Source organism: Exiguobacterium sp. SH1S1 (assembly GCF_004337245.1).
GTDB lineage: Bacteria > Bacillota > Bacilli > Exiguobacteriales > Exiguobacteriaceae > Exiguobacterium > Exiguobacterium aurantiacum_A.
Genome location: NZ_SJUZ01000001.1, coordinates 246,736 through 258,894, shown reverse-complemented (window position 1 = coordinate 258,894; position 12,159 = coordinate 246,736). Strand labels below are relative to the sequence as shown.

11 protein-coding genes and 2 tRNA genes are annotated in these 12,159 nt (G+C 51.2%); 10 read left to right on the top strand and 3 right to left on the bottom strand.

The genetic code is table 11. From position 1 onward, the window contains the following. Positions 1-49: 49 nt before the first annotated feature. Genes EVJ23_RS01400 through EVJ23_RS01385 form a run of 4 tightly spaced genes read left to right on the top strand, consistent with a single transcriptional unit; the run spans position 50 to position 3,519 of the window. Positions 50-808 (top strand): metal ABC transporter ATP-binding protein, encoded by a 759-nt coding sequence (locus EVJ23_RS01400; RefSeq protein WP_070327013.1) that lies wholly within the window; start codon positions 50-52, stop codon positions 806-808. Beyond that, a complete protein-coding gene (locus tag EVJ23_RS01395) occupies positions 805-1,668 on the top strand; it encodes a metal ABC transporter permease (protein ID WP_131442970.1) in 864 nt (287 codons plus the stop codon). The genes EVJ23_RS01400 and EVJ23_RS01395 overlap by 4 nt, the downstream gene beginning before the upstream one ends. After that, entirely contained in the window at positions 1,655-2,065 is a 411-nt protein-coding gene (locus tag EVJ23_RS01390; protein ID WP_131463777.1) for a Fur family transcriptional regulator, read from the top strand. Before EVJ23_RS01395 ends, EVJ23_RS01390 begins: the two co-directional genes overlap by 14 nt. Before the next feature lie 56 nt (positions 2,066-2,121). Next, positions 2,122-3,519 (top strand): NAD(P)H-hydrate dehydratase, encoded by a 1,398-nt coding sequence (locus tag EVJ23_RS01385; protein ID WP_131463775.1) that lies wholly within the window; start codon positions 2,122-2,124, stop codon positions 3,517-3,519. 32 nt (positions 3,520-3,551) lie between these two features. On the opposite strand, the gene EVJ23_RS01380 is transcribed toward EVJ23_RS01385, so the two are convergent. Further along, positions 3,552-4,136: a hypothetical protein gene (locus EVJ23_RS01380; protein ID WP_236633687.1), complete on the bottom strand. Its 585-nt coding sequence runs from the start codon at positions 4,134-4,136 to the stop codon at positions 3,552-3,554. Positions 4,137-4,206: 70 nt separating this feature from the next. Then, positions 4,207-5,328: a flavodoxin-dependent (E)-4-hydroxy-3-methylbut-2-enyl-diphosphate synthase gene (ispG, locus tag EVJ23_RS01375; RefSeq protein WP_016508052.1), complete on the bottom strand. Its 1,122-nt coding sequence runs from the start codon at positions 5,326-5,328 to the stop codon at positions 4,207-4,209. A gap of 218 nt (positions 5,329-5,546) precedes the next feature. Here ispG and EVJ23_RS01370 point away from each other — a divergent pair, with 218 nt between their 5' ends. Further along, a complete protein-coding gene (locus tag EVJ23_RS01370) occupies positions 5,547-7,232 on the top strand; it encodes a methyl-accepting chemotaxis protein (protein ID WP_131463773.1) in 1,686 nt (561 codons plus the stop codon). A 23-nt stretch (positions 7,233-7,255) separates the two neighbouring features. Here the strand turns inward: EVJ23_RS01370 and EVJ23_RS01365 are convergent, their stop codons facing one another. After that, positions 7,256-7,696, bottom strand: coding sequence for a hypothetical protein (locus EVJ23_RS01365; RefSeq protein WP_236641218.1), 441 nt, complete (start codon positions 7,694-7,696; stop codon positions 7,256-7,258). 200 nt (positions 7,697-7,896) lie between these two features. Between EVJ23_RS01365 and EVJ23_RS01360 the strand changes: the two genes are divergently transcribed. The 5 genes from EVJ23_RS01360 (at position 7,897) to EVJ23_RS01340 (ending at position 12,097) form a co-directional block, all read left to right on the top strand. Further along, positions 7,897-9,543: a Na/Pi cotransporter family protein gene (locus EVJ23_RS01360; protein ID WP_131463771.1), complete on the top strand. Its 1,647-nt coding sequence runs from the start codon at positions 7,897-7,899 to the stop codon at positions 9,541-9,543. Positions 9,544-9,657: 114 nt separating this feature from the next. Continuing rightward, a tRNA-Met gene (locus tag EVJ23_RS01355) sits at positions 9,658-9,734 on the top strand. A 4-nt stretch (positions 9,735-9,738) separates the two neighbouring features. Continuing rightward, a tRNA-Ile gene (locus EVJ23_RS01350) sits at positions 9,739-9,812 on the top strand. A gap of 122 nt (positions 9,813-9,934) precedes the next feature. Further along, entirely contained in the window at positions 9,935-11,404 is a 1,470-nt protein-coding gene (locus tag EVJ23_RS01345; RefSeq protein WP_131463769.1) for an alpha-amylase, read from the top strand. Between the two features lie 84 nt (positions 11,405-11,488). Next, positions 11,489-12,097: a superoxide dismutase gene (locus tag EVJ23_RS01340; protein WP_131463767.1), complete on the top strand. Its 609-nt coding sequence runs from the start codon at positions 11,489-11,491 to the stop codon at positions 12,095-12,097. Positions 12,098-12,159 lie beyond the last annotated feature (62 nt).

Genomic DNA, 12,159 nt, shown 5'->3' with positions numbered 1-12,159 from the left:
CAAGCAAGTAGAAATGATTACGATTTATCAAACGAGAGAAGGGTAGCTCATGACGACATCTGTCGTAAAATTAGATCATGTTTCGTATTATTATGATGGCACGGCCGCACTTCGGGACGTGTCCATCGATATCAAGCAAGGTGATTTCGTCGCCATCGTCGGCGAGAACGGGTCAGGCAAGTCGACGTTGATTCGGACGATCCTTGGTCTATTGAGCCCGCAGGCGGGAACGGTCGAACTGTTCGGTCGCCCGCAAGGCCAATTCAAGGACAAGTCCCGTATCAGTTACGTTTCCCAAAAAGCGGCGTCGTTTAACTCGGGGTTTCCGGTGACGGTCGAAGAAGTCGTCGCCATGGGCCGGTACGGACGGCTAGGCCTGTTCAAGCGATTGAACATGGAAGATAAGGCCGCCATTCAAAATGCACTCGAGACGGTCAACATGTGGCAGTATCGGAATCGCAAAATCGGAAGCCTGTCCGGTGGGCAGCAGCAGCGTGTGTTCATCGCCCGGGCCATCGTCAACCAACCCGATTTGCTCATCTTGGATGAGCCGACGGTCGGGGTCGACCAAAAGCATCTGCGGGACTTTTATGAAGTGCTCCACTTGTTGCGCGAGCAGACGTCGTGCACGTTCATCCTCGTCACGCACGACTTAAACGTCGTCACCGACCTCGTCACGAAAGTCGTCCATCTTGACCGGGGACGTATGGCCTGTAACTGTGGGTTGAAAGAGTATAGCGAACTAGGAGAACTTGCCGCCATCAAGCCGTATCCCGTCAAAGTCCTCGTTCATGAAGGTATGTCATGATTGCCGACTTGTTAACCTATAGTTTTTTACGTTATGCGTTCATAGCGGCCGTCGTCATCGGGTTTACGGCCCCGTTGATCGGTTCTTTCGTCGTCGTCAGACGGATGAGTCTGATTGCCGACGCTTTGTCACACGTGACGCTCGCCGGCATCTCCTTCAGTTTGTTTCTCGGACAGTATGTCTTGTTCTTCTCTGACTTGAATCCGCTCTACCTCGGGACGCTCGTCTCGGTGCTCGCGGCGCTCGGTCTCGATTGGCTCCGCAATAAGTACGTCCATTTCCAAGAGCTGTCGATCCCGATCATGATGTCGGCGGGGATGGGGCTGAGCGCGATCTTCATTTCGTTGTCGCGAGGCTTCTCGGTCGATTTGTCGACGCTGTTGTTCGGTTCGATTTCAGCGGTCAGTCCGTCTGATATCGGTTTGATTCTAGCTGTCGCGCTCATCACGGTCATCGTCATCGTCGTGTTTTATAAACAGCTTTTGTTCTTGTCGTTCGATGAAGAACAAGCGAAAGTGTCCGGGTTGCCGAGCACGTTGTTACACATGTTGTTCATGTTCGTCGTCGCGCTCGTCATCGCTGTCAGTATGCGGATCGTCGGCACGTTGCTCGTCTCGAGCTTGATCACGTTACCGGTCGCGGCCGCACTCCGGTTCACGAACAGTTTCAAACAGACGATTGTTTGGGCAATCGTGTTCGGTGAGCTTGCGACGATTGGGGGACTTGTCCTCGCCTACGAACTAGACGTCGCCCCGGGCGGTGTCATCGTCTTGCTCGCAGTCTTGATTTTGGCTGCCGTCATGTTGTTTGAGAAGATCGGCTCGTTACGGAAGAAGGAGGTACTCCATGAAACAGACTGAACAAATCGAACGGTTGCAATCGTCGTCATTGAAAGTGACGCCGAAACGGATTGAGATGTACGCTTATTTGGCGACCGAAGAACGCTACGTCAGTGCGAAAGACGTCCTGGATTATATGCGTTCGAAACATCCGACGATGAGCTTTGATACGGTCTACCGGAACTTGAAGTCGTTTGCGGAGGAAGGGTTGCTCGAAGCGACCGAGTTGAACGGTGAGAAAGCGTTCCGGGTCACGTGTGGCTCATCGCACCACCACCATCATTTGATCTGCCGCGGGTGCGGCAAGACGAAACTGCTCGAACTTTGCCCGATGCGTTACGTAGAGACGCTTGACCCTGATTTTGAGGTCATCGATCATAAATTTGAGATTTACGGGTATTGTAAACAATGTAAGTAAGGAGGTTGATTACTGCAACTTCCTTTTTTGTGTACATATAAGAAAGGAGTGAGTCGATGATTTATACGGCAAGCGACATCAAGCGAGCGGATGAACAGGCTTTTGCGCACGGGACGACGCCCGAAGCCTTGATGGAGCGGGCGGCGCTGGCCTTGACGAATCGTTTGGTGATTCGAGCAGAGGCGTCCGTCCTCGTCGTCTGTGGACGAGGGAATAACGGGGGCGACGGTTGGGTCATCGCCCGTGAACTGCACCGGCGTGGGTATGACGTCAGCGTCTGGGCACCACTCGGCGAGCCGAGATCGCCAGAAGCCTTGACGCACGCAGCGTTAGCGAAGCAAGTGGTCCCGGTCGTAGATGATCCGAGACGGACGGACTATATTATCGACGCCTTGTTCGGAGTCGGCCTTGACGGACCGGTCACAGGGAAAGCGAGAGACGTGATCACCTGGATGTGCGACCAAGCGGCGACGGTGATCGCGGTCGATGTCCCGTCCGGTGTGCCGAGCGACGAGACGAGCCGGTTCGACGGGCACGCGATCAAAGCCGATCAGACGTTGACGTTACATGGTTACAAGCGAAGTGCGTTCTTGAATCAAACTGCACCGTTTTACGGGAAAGTCGAACGAATCGACATCGGGTTGCCTGAGACGTCGAACTGGCGCGTGTTGACGGAGACCGATTTTGACCGCGGTCTGTTATCCCGTGATCCATATGGCCATAAATCGACTTACGGTCATGGCCAGCTCGTCGGCGGGAGCCGCCACTTGATCGGGGCACCGTTTCTAGCAGCTCAGGCCGCCCTTCGTAGCGGACTCGGACTACTCGATTTGGCGGTGCCGGCTGAGGCGATGGCACTGGCCGCAACGTTACCGGAGGCGATGTTTTACGAGATCGACGCCATACCGGACGCACGATACGCGGCGACGGCGATCGGTCCCGGAATGGTCGAGGATGAACGGTTGACGAACGCTTGGCAAGCGGTCAAGAAACGGACGACGCCGATCATCGTCGATGCCGGTGCGCTGACGCAGGAACACTTACAGGCGTCGGGCCCATTGACGCTCACCCCGCATCCCGGTGAACTTGCCCGGTTGACGGGACAGACAGTCGAAGCGATCGAGGCAGACCGGTTCAAGGCCGCATCAGACTTTGCGAGGCAACATGGGGTTCATCTCATTTTAAAAGGGACGTACACGTTGATCGTTTCGCCAGACGGGACTGGTGCCGTCAATACGGTCGCAGCACCGGCACTCTCGAAAGGCGGGAGCGGTGACGTCCTGACCGGCATGCTGCTCGCGCTTTGGGCCCGGAGTGTGCGGATCGAGCCGGGGCAGCCCCCGAACGAACAAGCCGTCCTATGGCACGCGTTAGCCGCTAGGTCGGCGAGTGAACGGATCCATCCGGCAAGCGTTCTCGCGAGCGATGTCATCGAGGCGATCGGACTGGTATGAAAAAGAGGAATCCGGCGGCGGATTCCTCTTTTTTATAGGGTGATGATGGATTTTGTAGTCTCGAAGCTGTCGACGAGATGGAGTGCCTCGTTCCAAGACGTGATGCGTTTCACCCCGTCCGGTAACGGTCGACGATTATACGGGGCGTCGAACAAGAGCACCGGAATCAATGTCTGTTCATGGATCGAGATGGCATTCTCATAGCGATCCTCCATGAACAAGTCGAGCGCGAGATCTTTGACGACGCCGACTTTGTCGTGACTGCCTGTCATGATCAATGAGTCGAGCGGCAGTTCATGCTGTTTGATCCAGTCCTCGGTGACGGAGCGGACGGCCTCGCTGCGCGCCGTCACGTAGTGAAGTTGGTGCGTTTTCCGAATGTGCCAGAGCACTTCGTTCACTTCAGAGTGAGGGAGTGAACGCCGATAGATGGCTTCTTCATGACCGTGTTCGATCATGAACGTCCAAAAATCATGTTGCGTCATATTCGTGTACGTATGGAGCTCGTATTCGGTCGCCTGATGATAATCGATGGCGTAACCGAGCGTGTCGTTCATATAGTGAAAGCAACTTTGCGGATCCGTGACGGTTCCGTCTAAATCTATCCCAATGTGCATCTTGATTCCTCCTTGCCATAACACTCATTGTATCAAAAGCCCGCTCGGTTGCAACCGAGCGGGCGAGAGATTAGTTAGATTGGTTGGCAAGTTGTTGTTCTTCAAGCTCACGCGCGGCAAGTTTCTCGGCGACGATGGCGTCGATTTCTTTCTTCAACTCTTCGACCATCGTTGCTTCCGGTACTTTACGGATGATTTTCCCGTGACGGAAGAGCAGGCCTTCGTTACGGGCACCGGCGATGCCGATGTCCGCCTCACGTGCTTCACCCGGTCCGTTGACCGCGCAGCCGAGGACGGCGACTTTGATGTTGACGTTAATGTTTTGGATGTACTCTTCAACTTCTTTCGCAATCGAGATCAAATCGATTTCGATGCGGCCGCATGTCGGGCAAGAGATGAGCGTCGCGGCGTTAGCGGCTAGGCCGAACGACTTGAGCACTTCTTTGGCGACTTTGATCTCTTCGACAGGGTCGTCAGACAGCGACACACGTACCGTCGAGCCGATTCCGAGTGAGAGGATCGCGCCGAGTCCGGCCGCTGATTTGAGTGATCCTGAGAACAGCGGTCCTGATTCAGTGATCCCGACGTGGAGCGGGTAGTCGAACGTCTTCGCGGCGAGCGTGTACGCCTCGAGGGCAAGGTTCACGTCAGACGCTTTGAGCGAGATGATCGTGTTGTAAAAACCGAGGTCCTCTAAAATCTTGACGTGATGCATCGCACTTTCGACCATGCCTTGGGCTGTCGGATATCCGTATTTTTCGAGGAATTGCTTCTCGAGCGAACCGGCGTTGACACCGATGCGGATCGGGATGCCTTTCGCTTTAGCGGCGTTAACGACCGCTTCGACTTTTTCGCGGCGACCGATGTTACCGGGGTTGATCCGAATCTTATCGACACCGCTTTCGATGGCTTTCAACGCCAATTTGTAGTCGAAGTGAATATCGACGACGAGCGGGATGTTGATGCGACTCTTGATTTCAGCGAGCGCGTCGGCCGCTCGCTCATCTGGACAAGCGACGCGGACGATTTGGCAACCTGCTTCTTCAAGACGTAAAATTTCGGCGACAGTCGCTTCGACGTCGTGCGTTTTCGTCGTCGTCATCGACTGAATGACGACTTCATCAGATCCTCCGATGATGACGTTGCCGACACGAATCGGACGAGTTAATGAACGGTGTAAGATTTCTGACATATACGTAATCTCCTTCTTTTGGAAAGGTTCCAATCGATTTAGATGGTTGGTTTCTTTCTTATCATAACGAAATGCTTGTGAAAAAGCACCCGGCAAGCGCTCCTAAGATGTGCTCTTTACAAAGTCTAACGTTATCTTAACAGATGCTTCATAATTTTCCACCGTCTCAAGACCGATATATCGGACGAATAGCAACTTGAGAAAGGTGAGGATTAGATGTGTTAACGCGATTGCAACAGCTGTGGAAGCAACGGCGTCCCGAAGGCGTCAAAATTGAACGGCGTCTCCAATGGACGCTGATGCCGCTTGTCGTCATCCTGTTTTTGACGACGTTCGGTTGGTTCGCGCTGAAAGCGGAACACCTGTTGACAGCTGAAGTCGAGAAGCGCTTACTCCGAGAAGCGACAGTCATGCGCGAGACGGTCAAAACGACGTATGGGGCATACCTATCAAATGAAAAAGGGTTGGTACGCTCGTTGAAGTCGACGTATATGCAACAGGCGTCAATTTTATCAGCGGACGGACTCGAGGCCGGTCAGTATTTGATACGAGACGAGCAAGTCGAGCAATTGACAGGAAAAAAAGCGAGCAAGCAGCTTGAAGACAAATTTAATGAAGTGACAGTGAACGAACTCGCAGTCATCGAACGAGGCGACTTCTTCTTAGCAACGGTTCCGATCCCAGAACTACAAGCTCATTACGTATTGGCTGTCACGAGACAATCGGTACTTGGGTCGATGTGGGAACTTCGACAGGCGCTTTTCGCTGTGATTGTCATAGCGATGGGAATCATTATCTATTTATTTTCTCGGATGATCCGTCGCGAAGTCAGACCGTTATCGCAGTTTGCGACGCGACTGCGTGAGGCGGTAGAGACGCGTGCTTTCAAAGAAATAGACTTAGGAGCCAAGTCGTTCGAGATTCGTAGTTTAGAGCGTGAATACAATACGTTCATCGGTCTGTGGAAAAAGTCGTTGCTGACGATGGACGAGACGTCATCGGCGTTTGAGACGAGCTTGCCGACGTTCATGCGGCAACTTGCATCAAATGAACAACAAGTTGTCGCCTTTAAAGAAGTCGCAAGTACGGTCGAACAGACGAGTCGATCGTATCAGGCGTTCACGAGCGAATCGACGCATCGCTTTACGGACATTGCGGCCCATGTCGCGGCACTCAAACAAGATATTTCGGCTGTTGACTTGAGAGCGGTAGCGCTGCAACAAACGATTTCGAGCGAAATTGCCTCGTTTGCTTCGGTCAGAGGCGTGAGCGAGCAGTTCAAAGAGAAGGCGGGTAGTATCCAAGAACGTTTACGCGACAGCGCGAAAACGTCAGAACGAGCCGACGAAGCGCTTCAGACGATCTTATCGGTCGCAGCAGCCACGAAGATGTTGGCACTGAACGCCTCGATCGAAGCGGCTCGTGCCGGGGAACATGGAAAAGGGTTTGCTGTCGTCGCTCATGAAGTCGGTCAGCTAGCGAAAGTGACGAATGAATCTTCGATACTTGCCGTTGCGGCGATTGGGCAAATCAAATCCGAACGGGAAGAAATTTTTAGCGATATGATTCGCTTCGGCGACGATATCCTTCATCTAGGTGAGGCGTTGGACCGAGTTGAAGCAGGGATTGCGAAAATCAATTACGAAGTGCGTGACCAAATGCTTGAGTTCCAATCTATCACGGATCAGACGGCCGCAACGGGAAGGCAGTTGCTCCACATGGCGGAAGCGAACGAACAACTGAAAGAAATCGGCTTGGCGCTCGAGCGGAAGTTGAACGAATTGTATGAAGGGGTCGAAGTATGGACGGACGTTCAAGAAACGTTACAAGCAGCCGGGACAGACCTGGGTCACCAAAGTCGACGCCTGCAGGAAGTACTTACTGAACTTGCACCGAAGACGTGATAAAAAACTCGGGACAGCGCGTGTTAGCGCCGTCCCGAGTTTTTTTGTTTAAGCGGAATTTGGAATAGTGGGACGGTCAAGTAGACGATCGTGACAACGAAGCCGAACCAAAGAAATGCAGGCATAAAGTGATACAAGGCGACGAGCAAGAGCGTCGGCACGAGTGTCATCGCGACCGCGTAAGGCCAAGCTTGCCGATACGGCCACGGTTTCTTCATTCGAAGTCTCGTCACGAGTTGAACGAACAAGGCGGCGATGGCGACCCACATCATATAGAAGAAAAAAATGGCGAACCCGTGTAAAAACAACCACATCGGTGCGAAAAAATCGGGCCGCAAGACGAGGTAATCTAAGACAGTCGCGACGATTGTAAAGACGAGGCTCGCCAACATATAAGCGTGTAGCGGAGCTAGACGGAGCCGTAGCGTTTGCTTCGTAGGTAGCAGGCTATGGCGGATAAACATTGATGTCGTTTTAAGCATACAGACAAAACCCCATTCTGTTATAGTACAAATTATCTAAAATACATAAAAATAAGACAGCTATTTAATAAAACCTTAACATTAAACGTGTTTACATCGACTCAGGGAAGAAGGCATAATGAGTAGGGCAACAAGAACCAATTAAACACAACCAATTCACAATCAAAAGGAGTACAAAAATCGTGGAATACAATTTGCAAGAAATGTTATTCATGTTTTTTGGAGGATTAGGGATCTTCCTATTCGGTATCAAATCGATGGGAGACGGCCTTCAAAAGTCTGCAGGAGATCGACTCCGCGACATCCTTGATAAGTATACAACGAATCCATTCCTCGGAGTACTAGCCGGGATCATCGTTACGATTCTTCTTCAAACGTCTACAGGTACGACAGTTATCACGGTAGGTCTTGTCAGTGCCGGCTTCATGACGCTCCGTCAAGCGATCGGTGTCATCATGGGTGCAAACATCGGGACAACGGTGACAGCATTCATTATCGGATTCGATGTCGGTGCATATTCGCTTCCGATGATTGCCATCGGTGCAGTACTTCTGTTCTTCTTTAAAAAAGAAAAGTTTCAACATATGGGTCAAATCATCTTTGGCGCCGGAGCTCTCTTCTACGGTCTTGAACTTATGGGAGACGGCATGCGTCCGCTCCGTACGAGCGAGTACTTCTTCGAACTCACACAATCGATGAGTCAAAACCCGATCCTCGGAGTTGTCGTCGGAACGGTGTTCACGTTGATCGTTCAATCGTCATCAGCGACGATCGGTGTCCTGCAGGAACTATACGCCGGTGGTTCAATCGACTTGAAGGCCGCTCTACCGGTCTTGTTCGGTGATAACATTGGGACGACAATCACAGCGGTTCTCGCTGCACTCGGTGCGTCAGTCGCGGCTCGTCGTGCGGCGGCAGCCCACGTTATCTTTAACTTGGTCGGGACGGCCATGTTCTTGCTTATCTTGCCGCTCTTTACGCAATATATTTTCTGGATTACAGACTTCCTTAACATTGAGTCGAAGATGCAAATCGCCTTCGCGCACGGTACGTTCAACGTCGCCAACACATTGATCCAGTTCTGGTTCATCGGAACGATTGCTTGGGTCGTGACGAAACTCGTACCAGGTGAAGATTCAATTGTCGATACGAAAGCACAGCACTTGGACCCAATCTTCATTCAACAGTCGCCTTCAATCGCGGTCGAGCAAGCTAAATATGAAGTCATCCGCATGGGTGATTTCGCGAAACTTGGTCTTGATGAGGCACGTTCTTATATGGAGACTGGTGACAAGAAGCACGCGGAAAAATCAGCGCACATTGAAGATGCGTTAAACTCGCTTAACTCTAAAATTACGGATTATCTTGTTCAACTCGCGGCAGTCGATTTGACAGAGCACGAATCACAACAGCATAAGACACTCATGCATGCCATCAACGACATCGAGCGAATCGGTGACCACGTTGAGAACATCATCGAGTTGATCGACTATAAGACGGCGACGCGCATCACGCTCTCGCCGGGAGCCCAAAAAGAATTGACGGAAATGTATGATCTGACACGGGCCACACTCGAGAAGTCACTTCAAACGCTTGCGAGCGGTGACATGGTCGAGGCGCGTCAAGTCATCGAGATGGAAGCGAAACTCGACATGCTCGAGCGTCAATTCCGTAAAAATCATGTCGTTCGTTTGAACACAGGTGAATGTGACGGCCAAGCTGGTATGTTCTTCGTCGATATGCTCTCGAACCTTGAGCGGATCGGTGACCATGCGATGAACATCACGGAAATCACACTTGAAGATGCAACGAACGAAATATCGGTCTAACGTTTCAAAAAGTCTTGCTACTTAAGTTATAAGTAGCAAGACTTTTTTGCGTACGTGTGACTTTTCATTGACAGTAGAGGCTTCCTTCAGTATATTATTACTGTATAACAACGTGGCGGTGTAGCTCAGCTGGCTAGAGCGTACGGTTCATACCCGTGAGGTCGTGGGTTCGACTCCCTCCGCCGCTACCAATAAGGACCCTTAGCTCAGCTGGTTAGAGCAGACGGCTCATAACCGTCCGGTCGTAGGTTCAAGTCCTACAGGGTCCATCGAGGGCAGCTTTCTAATGAAAGCTGCTTTTTTGTTTACATTGTTGTTTTCAAAAGTGAAGACGCGGGTAAATATCCGTTAGCATTTTGTTTTTGAAAAATATGAAACGAGGCGAAGCGAGATGGAACGAAATCATACGATGATGCAATTTTTTGAATGGCACGTCCCGGCTGACCAAAAGCATTGGAAGCGATTGAAAGAACGGGCTTCTAAATTAAAAAAAGCAGGAATCACCGCACTTTGGTTGCCACCGGTCACAAAAGGTCAAAGTGATGAGGATACGGGATATGGTGTCTATGACTTGTATGATTTAGGCGAGTTTGATCAAAAAGGAACCGTCGCCACAAAATACGGGACGAAGCAAGAGCTGCTTGAGGCGACGAAACACGCCCAAGAACTCGGGATGCAAGTATATATGGATGTCGTGTTGAACCATAAAGCCGGAGCCGACGCGACCGAGAAGTTCGACGTGTTAGAAGTCGACCCGGAAGACCGGACGAAAGTGTTGTCGGAAGAACCGTTTGAGATCGAAGGTTGGACGAAGTTTGATTATAAAGAACGAAACGGTAAGTACTCGTCGTTCAAATGGAACTTCCATCATTTCAACGGCACGGACTATGACGCGGCGAGCGAGCATAGCGGTATCTTCTTCATTTTAGGCGATAACAAAAAATGGAATGACAACGTCGATAGTGAGTTCGGCGTATACGATTATTTGATGTTTGCGAACATTGACTATCATCATCCGGAAGTCCGGGAAGAAGTGTTAAGTTGGGGCAAGTGGTTCATCGAAGAGACGAAATGTGATGGCTTCCGTCTCGATGCAATCAAACATATCAACTATGATTTCGTCAAAGAGTTCAGCCAAACGATGAAAGATGAAAAAGGCGAGAACTTTTACTTGGTCGGTGAGTTTTGGAAGTCGGAGCTCGAAGATTGCCGCGCCTTTTTAGACAACATCGACTACCACGTCGATCTGTTCGACGTGCCGCTCCATTACAATTTGCAGCGTGCCTCGATTGAAGGCGCATCGTTTGATTTGCGGACGATCTTTGACGACACACTCGTCCAGTCCCACCCGCTTCACTCGGTCACGTTCGTCGACAACCATGACTCACAGCCGGCCGAGGCGCTCGAGTCATGGGTCGAAGATTGGTTCAAACAGAGTGCTTACGGTTTGATTTTACTCCGCCAAGACGGTTATCCGTGTGTTTTCTACGGTGATTACTACGGCATCAACGGGCCCCACCCGGTCGAAGGGAAGAAGCTGGCCATCGATCCACTTCTGTACGCCCGTCGTGAAAAAGCGTATGGGCAACAAGACGACTACTTCGATAACGAGCACGTGATCGGCTGGGTCCGACACGGCAGCGAGGATATCGAGCGTTCAGGTTGTGCCGTCATCATCTCGAATAACGAAGAGGCGGAGAAACAGATGTACGTCGGGGAGCATCGTGCCGGTGAGAAATGGGTCGACTTGACGCAGACGATCGATGAAATCATCGAGATTGACGAAGATGGAAAAGGGGTATTTAAAGTAGCGGCAGGATCGATCTCGGTCTGGGCGTTGCCGGACGAAGATGTGGAATAAGCCTTTACAATTGAGTAAGCCGTCACAAATCTGTTACATTTAAAACGAACGTTGTTCAAACCAATTTTAAGGGGGATTTTAGTTATGGCTAAATTTGAATTACCACAACTTGATTACGCATACGATGCACTCGAACCACACATTGACGCACGCACGATGGAAATCCACCATTCGAAACACCACAACGCTTACGTCACGAACGTGAACAATGCACTCGAAGGAAAAGACGTAGAGTACTCTTCACTTGAAGACTTGCTCCAAAAACTCGATTCGCTTCCTGCTGACATTCAGACAGCTGTTCGTAACAACGGCGGCGGTCATTGGAACCACTCGTTCTTCTGGAAGTTGTTGAAGAAAAACGAGAACGGGACGCCAACGGGCGAACTCGCAACGGCGATCGACAAAGCGTTCGGCAGCTTTGACGCGTTCAAAGATGAGTTCACGAAAGCCGCTACAACTCGTTTCGGTTCAGGTTGGGCTTGGCTCGTCGTCAAAGGCGGCAAGCTCGAAGTCACGTCGACACCGAACCAAGATTCACCGATCATGGAAGGCATCACGCCGATCCTTGGACTCGATGTTTGGGAGCATGCGTACTACTTGAACTATCAAAACCGTCGCCCGGACTACATCCAAGCGTTCTTCCACGTCATCGACTGGGATTACGTCGCGAAGCTTTACGCTGACGCCAAATAATGACACGATCCCGAGATTCGGTTGAATCTCGGGATTTTTTCTACATTTCATTAATTTGTAAA